Source organism: Erythrobacter sp. CCH5-A1, from assembly GCF_001557115.1.
GTDB lineage: Bacteria > Pseudomonadota > Alphaproteobacteria > Sphingomonadales > Sphingomonadaceae > Erythrobacter.
In genome coordinates, this window is the sequence record NZ_LSKQ01000026.1 from 1 (window position 1) to 458 (window position 458).

Consider the following 458-nt stretch of genomic DNA (forward strand, 5'->3'; position numbering starts at 1 on the left):
GTAAGACCGTATGTCCGCCTCGGTGTTTGAGGTGGCTCGCCCTACACTGTGTTTCCGAGGGTTGCTCGGGGTGACCGAGCCGATCCTCATCACAGGAGGACGAGCCATGAAACAGCATACAGATGTTTTCGTCGGGATCGACGTGGCAAAGTCGCGCAACGCTATCGCGATCGCCGAGGGCGAGCGTGGCGGTGAGGTCAGGTACTTCGGTGAAGTGGACGCCGCGTCCGATGCGATGCGGCGGGTCGTGCAGCGGATTGTCGGTAAGTACGGGCGAGCGCATTTCTGCTATGAAGCCGGACCCACCGGTTATGGTCTCTACCGCCTCATCACCGGCATGGGGTATCCGTGCGACGTCGTTGCGCCCTCGCTGATTCCGAGGAGACCTGGCGACCGGGTCAAGACCAACCGGCGCGATGCGGTAGGTCTCGCCAAGCTTTTGCGGGCTGGCGAGCTGA

Annotated in this window: 1 pseudogene; it reads left to right on the top strand. The window is 62.2% G+C overall.

Going from position 1 to position 458, the window contains the following annotated elements:
• Positions 1-106: 106 nt before the first annotated feature.
• Positions 107-458 (top strand): annotated as a pseudogene (locus AX708_RS01580) (IS110 family transposase); the annotation flags it as partial.